The 15,002-nt window shown below is 54.0% G+C and carries 13 protein-coding genes; 4 read left to right on the forward strand and 9 right to left on the reverse strand.

The features are described from left to right. Positions 1-8 precede the first annotated feature (8 nt). The 8 genes from ACR0AL_RS11750 to ACR0AL_RS11785 all read right to left on the reverse strand — a co-directional run bounded on the left by ACR0AL_RS11750 (position 9) and on the right by ACR0AL_RS11785 (position 10,005). Positions 9-1,583, reverse strand: coding sequence for a trypsin-like peptidase domain-containing protein (locus ACR0AL_RS11750; protein ID WP_480663141.1), 1,575 nt, complete (start codon positions 1,581-1,583; stop codon positions 9-11). Between the two features lie 150 nt (positions 1,584-1,733). Next, entirely contained in the window at positions 1,734-2,237 is a 504-nt protein-coding gene (locus tag ACR0AL_RS11755; protein ID WP_170533370.1) for an Hsp20/alpha crystallin family protein, read from the reverse strand. Positions 2,238-2,433: 196 nt separating this feature from the next. Beyond that, positions 2,434-3,552 (reverse strand): ABC transporter permease, encoded by a 1,119-nt coding sequence (locus ACR0AL_RS11760; RefSeq protein ID WP_480663143.1) that lies wholly within the window; start codon positions 3,550-3,552, stop codon positions 2,434-2,436. Beyond that, positions 3,553-6,249, reverse strand: a complete 2,697-nt coding sequence (gene rbbA, locus ACR0AL_RS11765) for a ribosome-associated ATPase/putative transporter RbbA (RefSeq protein ID WP_480663145.1) — start codon at positions 6,247-6,249, stop codon at positions 3,553-3,555. Next, positions 6,246-7,241 carry an HlyD family secretion protein gene (locus tag ACR0AL_RS11770; RefSeq protein WP_480663147.1) on the reverse strand — a complete coding sequence of 332 codons (996 nt, stop codon included), beginning with the start codon at positions 7,239-7,241 and terminating at the stop codon, positions 6,246-6,248. The genes rbbA and ACR0AL_RS11770 overlap by 4 nt, the downstream gene beginning before the upstream one ends. A 347-nt stretch (positions 7,242-7,588) precedes the next feature. Continuing rightward, a complete protein-coding gene (locus ACR0AL_RS11775; RefSeq protein ID WP_480647929.1) occupies positions 7,589-8,128 on the reverse strand; it encodes a SnoaL-like domain-containing protein in 540 nt (179 codons plus the stop codon). A 296-nt stretch (positions 8,129-8,424) separates the two neighbouring features. Further along, positions 8,425-9,210, reverse strand: a complete 786-nt coding sequence (locus ACR0AL_RS11780) for a formate/nitrite transporter family protein (RefSeq protein WP_480647931.1) — start codon at positions 9,208-9,210, stop codon at positions 8,425-8,427. 348 nt (positions 9,211-9,558) lie between these two features. Next, positions 9,559-10,005 carry a universal stress protein gene (locus ACR0AL_RS11785; protein ID WP_058283451.1) on the reverse strand — a complete coding sequence of 149 codons (447 nt, stop codon included), beginning with the start codon at positions 10,003-10,005 and terminating at the stop codon, positions 9,559-9,561. Positions 10,006-10,380: 375 nt separating this feature from the next. On the opposite strand from ACR0AL_RS11785, the gene ACR0AL_RS11790 reads away from it, so the two are divergent. Further along, on the forward strand, positions 10,381-10,761 hold the full coding sequence (locus ACR0AL_RS11790; RefSeq protein WP_170377375.1) for a hypothetical protein: 381 nt from the start codon (positions 10,381-10,383) through the stop codon (positions 10,759-10,761). A gap of 133 nt (positions 10,762-10,894) precedes the next feature. Further along, a complete protein-coding gene (locus ACR0AL_RS11795; protein WP_480647935.1) occupies positions 10,895-11,419 on the forward strand; it encodes a flavodoxin domain-containing protein in 525 nt (174 codons plus the stop codon). Between the two features lie 428 nt (positions 11,420-11,847). Here the strand turns inward: ACR0AL_RS11795 and ACR0AL_RS11800 are convergent, their stop codons facing one another. Next, positions 11,848-13,182 (reverse strand): tetratricopeptide repeat protein, encoded by a 1,335-nt coding sequence (locus tag ACR0AL_RS11800; protein ID WP_480663149.1) that lies wholly within the window; start codon positions 13,180-13,182, stop codon positions 11,848-11,850. A gap of 99 nt (positions 13,183-13,281) precedes the next feature. On the opposite strand from ACR0AL_RS11800, the gene ACR0AL_RS11805 reads away from it, so the two are divergent. After that, the gene (locus ACR0AL_RS11805) at positions 13,282-13,500 is read left to right on the forward strand and encodes a hypothetical protein (RefSeq protein WP_170350274.1); all 219 of its coding nucleotides are present in this window, start codon (positions 13,282-13,284) and stop codon (positions 13,498-13,500) included. A gap of 25 nt (positions 13,501-13,525) precedes the next feature. Beyond that, on the forward strand, positions 13,526-14,992 hold the full coding sequence (gene gntH / locus ACR0AL_RS11810; protein ID WP_217353331.1) for a guanitoxin biosynthesis MBL fold metallo-hydrolase GntH: 1,467 nt from the start codon (positions 13,526-13,528) through the stop codon (positions 14,990-14,992). The last annotated feature ends 10 nt before the right edge of the window (positions 14,993-15,002 follow it).

Raw genomic sequence — 15,002 nt, forward strand, 5'->3', positions numbered from 1 at the left:
AATGCGGATCAATCGCTTTCATCGAGAAGTATCTTGAGGTGTGACACCGGAACGCCAATATTCGAGCCGCCAAATTCGGGTAAGATCGCGGCATTGATAGCAACCACCTCGCCGTTTCGGTTAAGGGCAGGTCCGCCGCTTCCGCCGGTTGTGGTTTCAGCATCATAAACGACTGCACCGGGACTGGTCTGGGCGACGATCCCCCGGCTGGCCAGAGGCCTGATCTTGTTCTGCTCTGAAAGGTGTTTTGCAATAGTCCAGAAATCGACGGCGCCGTCTCTCTCAAGCGTTTTCAGAAAATCCGGCCCAGCCTGCACAATCAAGGCCTTAAGGCCAGTCGGAAACCCAAGCAAGAAAACTTCTTCACCTGCTCGCGTCGGGTGAGGTGCCAGTGAAAGTCCAAGCCCTTGAACACGGTTCGCATCAACGGACAGAAGCGCCAGATCGGCCGTTTTGCTTGCCCTAAGCAATACCGCTTCCATTGGCTTGGATTGTTCTGGAAGATAAGCCAGCAGGCTAAGTATCTCTGCTTCAAGCCCTGCTGCCTTCAGGGCCTGCGCCCGATCCCCGGTCGTCCAGGGCAAGGCGACATGACGGTTGGTCACCAAAAGAGAGGTGTCCTGCAATAGAAACCCGGTTCCGGTGAACTGAAATTCTGCCGGCGCGCCTGCCGCATCTGGCTCAATCCATGGTTTTCCAAATGGAGTTTTTAGTTTCTCCCCGTCCGGGCCAAGCACATGCCGCAGCAATTTGCCGCTTTCGGTCTGTCGCAATCCGTAAGCACCCTGGATAAAGGCAATAGATCGCGTCGAGGCTGTGATAACTCGCCTTGACGCACCAGCGCGTTCTTCCAAAGTGCCAAGGCGCTGCTCGGTGGAAATCACCTGGTTGTCAAATGCTTCTCTGAGCGCGACCAGATCATCCGCCGTCAGTGCATCTTCTCGCGTCTGCGTAAGCATGACAGCAACCGCCTCGATCTTGAGAGACTCCTGTTTAAGGTTGTCCGCCAGCTTCCGGTCGTTCTGAAAAAGCAAATAGCCAAAGGCAAAGATCAGAAGAAGCACACCGATAACGGTAACCCTGAACAAAACCGTGGTTTGTGATGTCAGCCGACGCCCGCCTTCGCGCAGCGCACCGGACATTTTTCTGGCAAAGGGTCGTCGGCTGGAGCGCGCATACACATAAGCGTCACTTATTATGTCTTCGACCGTGTGATGTGCAGGGAATGAGTGGTCACACACCCTGTAGCGCGACATGGGCCCCTCTTCACCGAACTCAATCATGTCGCCATGCCCAAGAACTGCCGAAGCAGTTTTTTGACCATTGACCCAAATATCCCGGCCAGGCAACGCGTTTAGCGCGTAACCGCTTTGCGACCACTGAATGGTCGCCACGTCTTCGTCATGCGGGGGCAAATCCTCTTTCCGCCTGAACTTCAGGATACGATCAGGACCCACCGAAGCAGCCAAAGCGTTGCCGACAAGCCAGGTAACGGTTCCGCGGGACGGCCCCGTCAAGCTCTCCAGAAATGCACGGACATCGCCCGTTTCACTTTCCACATCGCTTTTGTCCGGCGTCCGCATTGTCCATCTCAGTTCTCTAGCCCTATTGGCACATTATCATGCGCAGCAGTGAAACCGCTATGGTGGGCAATAATGTGCTCGTTTTAAGAACACCAAAGGTCCGCGCATGCTGCCCGGACCATGAAGGTTGCGCGTGCGCCTCCATTGCGCCTATTTCGATGAGACCTTAATCTTCCGGCTGGGATCCTGAGGTTCGGATTTCGGCATCGTGACGTGCAGGACACCTTTGTCGAACGCAGCGGAAATCTCCTCGATATCGACTGCATCAGGCAGCGTCATTGTCCGAGTGAAACTGCCATAGCTTCTCTCGCTAACGCGCAGATCGCCTGTGTCATCATGCGTAACATTCTTCTGGCCCCGCAGCGTCAATCTACGGTCTTTGATTTCGACTTCGACGTCGTCTTCTTCGAGACCCGGCAATTCAGCCGTGAGAACGATCGCTGTATCCGTTTCGTGGATGTCAATCGCCGGCGAAATCGCACCCGTCATGTCCAACGACGGGAAGCCGGTGCGTTGCGCGGCTGTTTCCAGCGGAAGGAATGGCGCTGCGCCCCCGAAAAAGCGCGACATCATGGATTCCATTTCGCGTCGAAAATTATCAGAGAGCGGATGTGTTCCAGCAAACAGTTGCGGGGTATTTTTGTCTTCAAGCATTTTCTGATCCTCCTCCTTTGGTGCGATTGGGGGGAGGCTGCATTATGGCAAAAAACGCGTATAATTACCTTGATCTTTCGCAAGCAAGCGTCCTCGGTAACGCGCCAAAAGGACATCTCGGCCGTATCGGCATTCCGAATGAAACAAGGCGCATTACCGGTCATACGTCCAGGCCAAGGGGTAAACTGATCTGACTCTATTGCGCCACCGAGCGTCTGAAAAGCATCAGGCTGGACGCCAGAAGGACTGCGCCGAGTAACGCCATCCATAAGAACTCTGGCCAGACCGTCTCAAACCTCGCCCCCTTGAAGATGATGGATTGGCTGGCGGACATGTAATGGCGGGACGGAAGGATCGATGTTCCGACCTGAAGCCAGTCGGGCTGCCCCTCGATCGGTGTCTCTCCTCCTGACAGCATCAGCATCGGAAGGACTGTCAGCATTACCAAAAGTGCGAATTGCGCCATTGAGCGTGCAATCGTTGCAAGAAATACCCCAAGTGCGGTTGCTGTGAAGAGAAAGAGGGCGGTGCCAACTAAAAACAACACCTTCGACCCCGCGATGTTGATCCCCAGGAAACCTTGCATAACAAAGGTCAGCGATAAGGCGGCCGCGACAAGAACCACCGCTGCGTTTGCCCAAATCTTGGCCATCGCAATGTCAAACGGGGTAAGCGGCATCGCAAGCAGATGTTCGATTGTGCCATGTTCACGCTCGCGGATCATCGCGGCACCGGTGAGGATCGTGGTCAGCCACATGATCTGGCCGATGAGCGCCACGATGCCGGCAAAACGAACAGTATCACGGTTGGGATTGAACGCACTGCGTATGATGACATCGACGGGCAATGACTCAGCTAGGTCCGCACCAATGGCAAAGCGACGGATCTCGGCGTTGAGGATATTGACGATATAGTTTGCGCCAATCCCGGCCTGTTCCATCGCCGTCGCATCAATCAGAACCTGAATTTCCGGCGTGCGCCCGGCGCGAACATCTTTCTCGAACCCTGGTGGCACCGCGACCACAAACAGGAAATGCCCGGCATCCATCTTTTCGGCTCCGGTACCCGGTGCGATCTGGACAACGGGTTGAAACTCCGGAGGGAAGAACGCCGTGGCAAGAGACCGTGAAAGGGGCGAGCCATCCTCATCGGCAAATGCAATGGAGGCATTGTTGACCGAGTTCGAAACCCCCGTCGCCTCCATCACGGGTGCCAGCGTGAATGACCAGACCAGCAGCGCCATCATCACCCAATCACGCCGAAGGCTCATCATTTCTTTCAAGCCAAGCCAGAAGATGCAGGACAACCGTTGCATTTATTTCTCCTGCGCTCGAAGTAAAAGGGCAGCGATCAACGTTAGCACCGGTCCGAAACAGGCCAGGGCCAGAAGATCAGGGGCAAGCGCACCCCAGCCCAGCCCTTTGGTGAAGGCACCGACATTCAGATGCAGGAAATAGGATGACGGCCAGAGCGACCCGATTGTCTGCGCGCCGCCTTCAAGCGTTGACACCGGTTGTAACAACCCGGAGAACTGAATCGTAGGTACGACCGAGGCTATCGCGGTGGCGAAGGTAGCGGCCACCTGGCTTGAAGTCATGGTCGCAATGAGTAGCCCATAGGATGTTGTAGCCCAGACATACAGCAACGCGCCGATTGCCAGAGGAACCGGGTTGCCTTTGAGCGGTACATCAAAAACAAAGACCGTCATTCCAGCCAAGAGCAGGAAATTGGCGAACGCGATTGCGATATAAGGGATTTGCTTGCCAACAAGAAACTCAAGCCGCGTCGTTGGCGTCGCATAGAAATTGGTGATTGTTCCCAACTCTTTTTCACGTGCGACGCTGACCGCCATCAGAACTGCCGGTAACATTATCAATAGGATCGCAGGCATGGCCGGGGCCATTGCGGCAATACTCTCGAAACTCTGATTGTACCTGAAGCGTGGCTCGATACGGGCGATCTCGACCGGATGCACACCGTTTTGGCGGGCCATTGCCGCCAAAAAGGTATTGTGGAGCCCCGCCACATAGCCTTCTACAGTCTCGCCTTTGAACGGAATTGCGCCGTCCACAATTGCAAGCACGTCCGTTGCTTCAACAGAGCGGATCTTGCGCCCAAAGTCAGGTGGGAGTTCGACAACCAGCGAGGCATCTCCTCGGGCCAGCCGTTCATGGCCCTCATTGATACTCGTCAGTGGCTGTGTTGGGTTGAAGTAGCGCGATCCTGAAATCTCTGCAATGTAGGCGCGGCTTTCTGGCCCCTGTGACAAATCCAGTACCGCGAAATCCAGTTCTTCGATGTCCAGCGTAATCCCATAGCAAAAGACCAGCATCAGGATCACCGAGCCCAGGAACGCAAACGCCAAACGCACGCGGTCGCGCAAAATCTCGATGGTTTCACGCTTCGTGTATGCCAGTGTGCGCCTGATACCCCCGCCAGCGCTGTCATCAAGGGCATGAACCGATGCCTCAGGAGCTTTCACCGGTGCCGGAGGGTCAGCTGCCTTCAATACCGTGACAAATGCTTCTTCCAGACTGTCTACCTGTGCCCCGGCGATCAACTCATCCGGTGTTCCCTCAGCCAGAACACGGCCCGCGTGCATGAACGACACCCGATCACAGCGCTCTGCTTCGGCCATGAAATGGGTCGAGACGAAAATCGTCACTTCTTCATCTCTCGAAAGCTCAATCAGCAACGCCCAAAACGAGTCGCGCGCCTCAGGGTCCACTCCCGAGGTTGGCTCATCCAGGATCAGCACGCGAGGTCGGTGGATCACAGCGACGGCCAGGGAAAGACGTTGCTTGATGCCAAGTGGCAACGCAGTGGCCAGCATGTCCATATGTGCAATCAGGCCAAAGCGTTCCGCCAGTTCATCGATACGCCTATCGCGGTCCGTGATCGCAAAGATGCGGGCATGTAGCTGGAGATTCTGCCGAACGGTCAACTCGCCATAAAGCGAGAATGCCTGACTCATATAGCCAATCTCGCGACGCATCCTCAGGTCGCGTGCATCAACCGGTCTTCCGAACAACAGCGCCTCACCGTCACTTGCGGGCAGAAGACCTGTCAGCATTTTCATGGTGGTCGACTTGCCGCAGCCGTTCGACCCGAGGAAGCCGAAAATCTCACCACGGTTGATCGAGAATTCGACGTTATTGACTGCCGTGAAATCGCCAAAGCGCCGCGTCAATCCGCGTGCCGTGATCACTGGGTCTGCCTCACTGTGATGTGTGGGCGCTTTCCTTGGTGCGATCAGGGGATCTCCGTGCGCCTGCAACCGCCGGTAGGACGTTTCAAGATCGCTGGCTTCCCCCTTCAATTCTGCCGGAGAACCATGGAAAAGCACGCGCCCGGCATCCATCGCGACGATAAAGTCGAATTGTTCGGCTTCTTCCATATAGGCTGTCGAAACCAGTATGGAGAGGTCGGGAGTAGCCTCTCGGACCGCGTCGATCAGCGCCCAGAATTGACGCCGCGACAGTGGGTCGATGCCGGTGGTCGGCTCATCCAGAACCAAAAGCTTAGGATCATGGATCAGTGCACAACACAGCCCAAGCTTCTGCTTCATGCCGCCCGAGAGTTTTCCCATCAGACGATCAGAGAATGGCGCAAGCCCGGTTGCCGACAGCAATGCTGCGATCCGGATGTCACGCTCCTGTTGCCCCTGTCCGAAGAGACGCGAAAAGAACTCAAGGTTCTCGCGCACCGACAATTCTGCATAGAGGTTCCGGCCCAACCCCTGCGGCATAAATGCGATCGCTGGGCAGATTTTGTGACGATGGGCACGGTCGTCGATCGATCCACCGAGAACCTTGATCGTGCCGGATTGAAGCTTCTTCGCGCCGGTGATCAAACCCAAAAGCGTTGATTTGCCAACCCCGTCAGGCCCGATCAGCCCAATAAGCTGACCAACCGGCAGATCAAGCGACAGGTTATCGAGTGCAATGCGCTGGCGGTACTTATGCGTGACACCACTGACGCAGAAATCAGATGGGCCCGTCTGGGAATTCATTCGAACAATTCGGGTGGAATCCGCCTTTCCAGATATACCGGCCATACACTGTCAGAAGAAAGCCTGATCACAGCGATACCGCGAAGGCCGGTTTTCACATGTTCGATCCGTTCTGTGATCAGATCCTCAGGAATGCGAACCCGAACGCGAAAGACCAACTGTTCACGCTCGCTCAATGTCTCTACCTGCTTTGGAGTGAACTGGGCTTCGGGAGATACAAAAGTGACGGTTGCAGGAACGGCAAAATCCGGCAAGGCATCAAGTACGATGCGCGCCTCAGCCCCGATGGGCAGCAACCCCGCTTCGCGTGCGGGCAGGTACACGTCCATATAGACGTTCTCTAAGCTGAGAAGCGTAAGGATCGGCTCACCCGCGCCAACAACTTCACCGGGCTCAGCCAGTCTGTAAAGAATGCGCCCCGGCATAGGGGCAACAAGCGAAGCATCCTCGATCTGGGCGACGATCCGGCGCACTTCGGCTTCGGCAGCCGCGATCTGGCTGTCCGAGGTTGCAACCCGGGCCTTGGCGGCACCCAGAACGGCGTCGGCAACCTGAAATGCGGTTTCGCGATCTTCAAAGACTGTCATCGAAATGTTTTGACCGGCCAACAGTGCCTTTGCCCGTTCCAGTTCCTGCGCCGCGCGACGCTGTTGGCTTTCTCGTTGGACAACAACAGCCTCGGCTTCGGCCTTGGCTTGACGCGCCAATGCTACTTCGGCTTTGGCGCGATCAAGCGCTGCAGACAGTTCATCGGTGTCCATCTCGACCAACAGTTCACCCACAACAACCAAGTTGCCTTCTGCCGCCAAAACCTGTGCAACCCGCCCTGCGAAGGTGGGGGCAATTTCCACTTGTTCGGCCTCTATCCGTCCATTGCCCTGTACAAATCCAACTGGCAATTCACTGCTGTCTTCTGAAACGAATATGTACAACGCCGCACCTGCGAGAAGGAGCATTACGACGATCAGTATTGCGCGCACATTCTTTTTCATGATCTGGCGTACCGCGGTTAAAGCTACTAGGTGACGTTATCTCAAACCCCGCAAAACGCTTTGTTTTGGATCAAACAGAGCCCTTTAGAGGGTTGTTCAGGCCAAACTCGGGTAGAAAACCGGCGCAGCAGTCTGATTGTTAACCCGCATCAATGGCTCAATGCGGATTTCACGGCGTGACTTTAGATTTCGGTTGCGCCGAACTGACGGAATTGTTGCGCATGGGCAAGCATCACGCGGTCGAAACAAATGCCCAATTGTCCATCCATCGTGTCAAAGCACTTACAAGTCACACTTCCAGCGTGCGGATAAAATCAACACTGCGTCAGTATTGCGGGTTGCCGCTGCTACTTCGGCAACATGAAGAACTCTTCCAGTACAATCTTTCCGTCTGCTACTGAATAAACTGCAATCTCACTCAAGGTGATACGTTGCCCAGTTTCCTTCTGCTTTACGACAGCCTTATATCGCACACTGAAGCGGTTTGGGGGATGAACATAAGGGCCATCAACGTCAAATTCGATGATTTCATGAGCTGCCAGCCAATCCTCTCTTTTCCCTTTGATAGCATCACGGCCTTTGGTGATGCGAAACTGTCGAACCGGAGGCACAACCGCTTCTATGGATTGAGCGTTCTCGGCATACATTTCATCAACATTTGCAAGGCCCCTGCGATCACGCATCGCCTGAACAAATGTTCTTCCAATATCGACTAATTCTTCCATGATAGCCCTCATTTTAGGCATCAACTGTATCACATCTTGCCTTTTCCAATCTTGACGAGGATCAATGAATTTAGATGTTGGCGAAGAATCCAGTTCGGGAACGAGAGGGCAACTAGTGCAGTGGCAAAGAACGGCCCAATTCCCGGCACCGTCATCAGCCAATGCGCCATCTCCTTGCCTCGTGGTCGGTGAGTCACCTCCGCATCCAACTCTCATATCTGACTGATCAACCGACTCGCATCCCGATCAGCGGACTTAGGCAAGCCTGTGCCGCTTCCTCTTGTGTTGCACCATCATGCGACAACCGATATCGACCACGAAGACAACCATGCTCCTGGCATCTAGACTATTGAGTGCAGGAAAAGCTTGTTGTGGGCTGCACAATTAGACAACGCCTTCAAAACCAACTGAAACCGATCGTTTTGTTCTGGCGGGCGCAGTGATCGAAGAAGTGGGTCTTACCCTTTAGTAGCGCCAAGGTAAGCAAACCAGTAGGCCAAGGCGACTCCTCCCGCCCCGCCGACAATATTGCCCAGAGTAACCCACAATAGATTGGTCGCCGCTGAGAAAACCGGCACAGTTGCCCCCGCCGCCCAACCCTGCGGGAAGAAAAACATGTTCGCAATCGAATGCTCGAGTCCCAGCAACACAAAAGCAGTGACGGGCCACAAAACGGCCAGAACCTTGCCGGCGACGCTGCGGGCGGCAAAGGACAGCCAAACAGCAAGGCATACCAACCCGTTGCACAGTGCGCCACGGGCGAAGGCCTCCATCGGTTCCAACCCCGCTTTGGCATCGGCTATCACCACGGCGGTATTGCCCATCGGCCCCTCGAGCAGGCCGGTCAGAGAGAAGGCCAATGCAAGCCCGAGGGCGCCCACGAAGTTTCCGGCGTAGACGATGCCCCAGCTTCGAAACAGCAGTCGCAGTGGTATCTTGCGGTCGACCGCTGCGATCACCATCAAAACATTGCCGGTGAATAATTCTGCACCACCTGCGATCACCAGGATAAGGCCCAGGGAAAACACCGCGCCACCCAGAACGCGGATCGGCCCCGCAGCGCTGTCTGCGCCAGTAACCGCCATCGTATAGGCCGCTGCGCCAAACCCTATGAATGCCCCGGCCAGCATCGCAAGAACGAACATGGGTGCCATTGGCAACTTTGCCTTTGTGACCCCAGCAGTCTCAACTAATGTTGCAATTTCAGAGGGTTTATGAGCGTCGAACAGGGACGAGGTGTTCATGTCGGGCTCCAGAGTTAGAACGGATCTACGTTGGCAGGTAGTTTACAGCCTGTCTTCTGACCTTGAAACAATGCGTAAAAAAACGGGAAGTTCATCTGTTCCACCACAGTTCGGGTCGTTTCGCCTAACACAGTTTAATTGCCGGTCATCGCCACAGGCCCCAATGACCTCTGTTTCAGCCTCCGTTTTCGTGCCACCGTCATGAAGCAGTGGATATCTGACTCCATTTTCACAGTAGGGAGTTCAGCGTCACGGGGTAGCCATCGAAACTTAATTCTGCCACGAGATTTCAATGCTGAGCTTATTGATCGTCATCGTTTTTGTGCCGATTGGGACCAAGTTTGAAATTTAGGCAACGGTCAAAACCGCACAAGTGGCATTCCGACTGATGCCTTGAGAGGTGCTCCCTTGAATCAGGCTACCAATGCTTCCCAATCCGCGGCGGCCCGTCACAATCAGGTCAGCTTTGCATTGCTCGGCGCATGCGATGATCTCGTCGACCGGATCACCGCGTTGGGTATGTGTTTGCGAAACTGTCTGATTGTATTCTTTGGCAATCTCTTTGCCCGCGGAAATGATCTTGTCTGCTGCCTGCTGAACCTCTTCGTCTGAAGGCATTGTCGTGACGGCGTGATAGCCAGCAACAGCGCCCATTGCGAAAGCCACGGTTTGCGGCTGAGGTGTATGGACAAGGTGAATTTGGGAGCCATATTTGCTTGAGATATCACAGGCTACGCGTAGAGCTGCTTCTGACGCCTCTGATCCATCCAAGCCAACCACAATTATTTTGAACATGTCGCACACCCTCCTTTGTGAGGGGTCAGTATGGGTGAACTTGCAGCAACTAGCATTGACTCAAATCAACACTTTTCGCTGCAAATTCGAGCGTTGTCGTCCGTTCGTTTCCAGAAGATTCACGGTAACCGAACAAATTTAATGACCGTTGGAGCTGCAAGCTAGTCGCGCCAAAGGGGCGACAGCGTATTTTTACTGCAAAAAGCCTCCCGCAGGCATTGCTTTGTTCAAAGGGTGTCAATTTGGGCCCAATGATAAAGATCAAGAGTAATGGTGAGAAAAATTGCTATTATGGACGTGCTTTTCAATCCCTTTGGCGAAGTTGGCAGCTTTCCTACGACACGACATTCAATCTAATTCCTGAGGATAACGACTATGCAGCCCTCTCCGCCTTGGACTCGCCCAGCTGCAATAGCCGCGGCATTCTTCGGTCTCCTGACAATATTCTCCGGCGGAACGGCCCTGTTTGGGGGTGCCGCCGCTAAAGCAGCAGTTGGAGATGCAGTTCCACTCGTGCTTTGGTTCAATTTTCTGGCTGGATTTGTCTATTTGCTTGGTGCAATCGCGCTCTTTAAATCAAAAACCTGGGCAACTCGAATTGCCTGGGTGATAGGCTTATCAACATTATTTGTGTTCGCTGTTCTGATATTAGTGGCACTGTTTGGAACGCCGTTTGAATGGCGAACCGTCGGTGCAATGACCATACGCACTGGATTTTGGCTGGCGATAGCTGTCGCGCTTTCCAGAACCGCATGAGCCGACAAAACGACGCCGCACCCGCGTCCAAAAAACTTGGCAAGACAGTCACTTTTGATTGAGATCAAGGGCTGAAGCGAACGGTTTCGGCATAGTTGGCGCGCTTTTCGGATCGATTTACGGGAGGATCGAAATGACAGTGCTGATTGCCTACGGCACCGTTGAAGGTCAGACTGCCAAGATTGCTCGCTTTATCAACGATGTAACAAGAAAAGCCGGCTACGATACAATACTGATCAACACCGGAGACCAGATACGACACGTGTCCCTGACAGGTGTGGACAGGGTCATTCTTGCGGCTCCTGTCCATGAACGCCGGCACCCCAAGCTATTCGAAGCGTTTGTTGAAACGCATAGAGACGCGCTTGCGTCCCGGAAGTCGCTAGTGCTTTCGATAGGCCTAAAGGCGGCTTTTGCAAGAGGCCAGGAAGACGCCTGGGACTATCTTACCGAAATGCTGATGCGTACGCATTTTGAACCTGACCTAACGGCTTTGGTTGCGGGCGCTGTGCAGCCTGACAACTATGGGTATTTTGAAGAAGAGATCGTTCAGCATGTTGTCTTAAAGGATCAAAAGATCGATCCAAGGGACGGTGCTCGGGAGTTCACCGATTGGGACGCTTTAAGGGAAACCGTGGTAACATTCTTGGACAATTGATCCATCCCGTGGCTTAACTGCTGCCTTTCTTCAGTTGTCTTACCTGTAAATGTCGCCGCCACATTGCACCTACGCCAGTTTTAACAGGCGTTCGAATTCACTGAGTTCCATATCAGAACGCGGCCTAGATTGAAACTACAGCGAGCATGATCTTCCTAAGCCAATGAAACGCTCGTGTTCCAAATCATTCGATGACGGACATGCAAAAGGCCACCATGCTGCCGTTCGCCGCGTCAGCAGCACTGCACCTCACGAGCGGCGGCTATAGCGCATAAGCAGACTTTGCAAATCTGCAAAGCCCACCCTCAATCCACAGACGGCGTGGTCCGGCTCTATCGCCGATTTTGTCAACGCCGTGTGCTTTCAAAGCGGAGTTATATGAATAGATTTTGACGCTCGTTTCCAGGCAATAGGCGCGATACGCTTCGTCAGTATCTGCTCAGCGTCTCCAGTATTATATTCCGCGTATTGACGTCGTTGTGGAAAATCCTGCCGGCGAGAAACTCGGACGGAAACTCAGGCCATGTCCTGCGCATTTCAGCGACGAGCCGTCGTGCTTCTTCTGAATTTCCCAACTGATCATACGCAACGGCTTGGAATAAGAGCGAAGGCGCACTGACTGGCGCTCCGGCAGCTGGCGCTCCCTGAAAGGCTTCAACAACACTTTCGTAGTTCCCGAGCATAAGTTGTGAAACGCCCCAGATGTTTCTCGCACCAAACCTACCAGATCCTGATTTGGGTCTCTCCGGGTTGCTAACCTCGGCAGCAAGTTCCGGGGCGTTAGCCAAGATGGCCGTCATACCTGCAACGTCGAGAATATGGCCATCCTTCGGCGCCAGTTCGACGGACATTCTAGCGTATTTCAATGCCTCATTTGGCTGGTTTTTGACAGCCAGCACCCAACCATTTGTGCCGTTTGCCCACGCATCAGAGGGGGACAATTCAAGCGCTTTTCCAGACATTTCCGAGGCTTGATTGAAGAGATCATCCCTTTGTGCTTCATCCGGCGACAACACTGCCAGGATCGCCAAGACCTGCGCGGATCCGGCATAGCCGTCGGACAGAGCCGGGTCGAGTTCCCTAGCGTGCTGGAACATTCCCAGCGCTATTTGCTGACGCTTGACATCAAAAACGGGGAAAAACATGCCGCGGGCTTGATCCGCAAGGTTGACCGCCTGGAGTCGTGTCAATGATTGTTCACCAAGCGCCACACGTTCTGCTTGTTCGATGGATCGAGTTGTTGGCACAACCTCCCTGTTATCCTGGCTCATCCAGATGCCAAGCACAGCGACCAATGCAAGAACACCCAGTCCAGCATGCAGCAGTTGCCGCGAACGCCAACGGCCAACTGGATTGTCGCTCTTCAGTTCACTTGATGTGCGGTCTTCGATTGTAGGTTCGAATGAAAACCGCGGCTTGTATCCGCCGGGGTCAACAAAAATGCGAACTCCATTGCCGTCCCAGTGATCTTCGTAGAACTGATGCAAAAGACGACGCAGCCGCCTTGCCTCAACGCGAACCAGGTTTTGACCACCAGTACCATCTATGCGCCGCCCATAGACCTCAACAGCGATAGCTTTGCCTCTAATCTGAGTGCTTCGACCAGATAGAGATTCCTCGACTATGTAGGTGAGAAATTGCGTGAGTCGTGGTGAAGCTTGAAACCCGTCGCTTGATACGATTCGACTCAGAGCTTCCCGGATGAGTTCCGGAGAAGGCTGTTCAACATGTTGATTTACTAGCAAATCGTTGGATTTGTTCAATGTCAACTCACCCCCAGCTCACGGTGACTCACTTGGCCTTTGCGGTCAACCGCACTCATCTTGATTTGAGAATGGATAGTGGGCGTCGGGATTTTTCCAATGACGGTGGACCTGATTGAAGAAATTCCAGAACTTTCCGATGTGCTGTCGAGGCGCATGGAAACGGATGCGCTACTCGGCGAGGTCATCGAAGACCTGAAGAAAGCATCTGCGTTTTCGAAAGACGCATCGATCACGGCCTCAGAACGCGCCGAATGGGCCCACATCAAATCTGAACTCATCAATGAGCTTCGCCGCATGTTGAAGCGCAATATGTGAGCCACTTCTAACTGAGGACCAATCCATGACCAAGGAAGACAATAGAAAAGACCAAGACGACAAACAGGTTCAGGCGTCAGATCAAATTGAAGACCCGTCGCGACGGAGTGTTCTTAAGGGCTTGGCCACTGGAGCGGCTGCGACAGGGGCGGCTGGGTTAGCGGCAGGGAGTGCTGAGGCTCACCAAGGAGACGGCCCCTTGGGAGAAACACTCAAGAACCCATACGGTGGTCGGCCCGCAGGCGGCATCTCGTTACCGGAGTACTTCCGTCCGACGAAGTACATGACTGGTTCAAATGCGAACTATTTTCCACTTAGTGAGGAGTTGGGGCCAGATGAGATGCGCATCTCATTCTGTGGCTCAACACCATATCCGCCGCGTGAAGATCAGGCGGGTACTTGCATCATGGTGGAGTTGGGGAATGGAAAACGGTTCTTCTTTGACTTTGGATCCGGTTGTGTCCGCAATATCATTGCCATGCAAGTGCCGGGGCAACTGATCAACGATATCTTCATCTCTCATTTGCATGTCGACCACTACGCCGACATTCCTTATATCTATCCGTTCCGGGCCTGGTCTGGAGGGTATACACCATTGCGCATCCATGGTCCCTCTGGTCGGACGCCCGAACTTGGCACAGCCGGAATGGTTAAAGGTATGCAACAGATGCTCAAATGGCATCTTGAAGCTTTCGACGTGTTCCCAATTGGTGACGGCTATGAGATCGAGGTCAACGAGTTCGATTTCCGCCAAGAAGGTGGCATCGTTTATGACCAAGACGGTGTGACTGTTCGGTCCTGGCCGCGCAGTCATGCCAAGGACGGCGCAGTTGGTTATCGGCTCGATTGGAACGGTCTGAGCTTTGTATGGACCGGCGATGGACGCCCGGATGAGCTTTCACGGAAATACGGCGAAGGTGTTGATGTCTTTGTAACCGAAATGTCGGGACAGGATATTGGTCAGTTGATGACCTACAAATACGGTATCCCACAGGATCTCTTTAATTACACTATCGATACGCATCACACCTCCCACTATGCCGTCGGTAAGCTCTTTGCTGACACAAGGCCGCGTTTGGGAATGGTGACACACTATACCCAGGACGAAGACATCGACGCTGAAATGCTGGCTGGTATTCGCGCCCACTACGACGGTCTGTTCCAATGGGGTCTCGATGTAGCCGTTGTGAACGTGACCAAGGATGCAATCTGGTACAGGAAAGCTGCACTGCCCGGAAAATCCGGTACTGTGCCACCATTTCGTGAACTGGCTGCGGCAGCCGAGGCCGGGCGTATTGAGCTTCCGGATGAAATCACATTACCGAATCCGAGGCTCACCCGAGCAGATCAGCAAGACCAGAAGTACCGTGATATGGAGATCGATCCACGCGAATACTACCCAACTGACGTTTTCCGAGCACCCGGCGGGGACTGGCCGCAGGACTTTACCATCAAAGTTTCGGATGTAATCGGCTCGCGTGATGAAGACTGAGAGGAGATCG

The organism is Ruegeria sp. BB1, assembly GCF_056539465.1.